The organism is Tenacibaculum sp. L6, assembly GCF_028823685.1.
GTDB lineage: Bacteria > Bacteroidota > Bacteroidia > Flavobacteriales > Flavobacteriaceae > Polaribacter.
In genome coordinates, this window is the sequence record NZ_JAPEHZ010000247.1 from 1 (window position 1) to 206 (window position 206).

General features: G+C 35.0%; 1 protein-coding gene. It reads right to left on the bottom strand.

Features of this window, described 5'->3' with window-relative positions; translation table 11 throughout:
* The coding region (locus tag OU788_RS12875) for a hypothetical protein (protein ID WP_274635515.1) at positions 1-206 on the bottom strand (206 nt) is incomplete at both ends.

A 206-nucleotide genomic window follows, 5' to 3' on the forward strand; every position in this document is an offset into this window, starting at 1 on the left:
ACTGTAACTGATAATCCAGTGGTACAATCAGATGGGTTTGCAACGGGATTTACAATCAATCCTTCTACAATAAAAGGTGTTTCAAATCTATTTAAAAATTGAATACATACTTCAGTTCCACTTCCGTCTATAATTCTTAATGCTGGATCTACTAAAGTTCCAGGATTTATACCAGTAAAACTAGTAGTTGGAGTAGCTGCTACCCA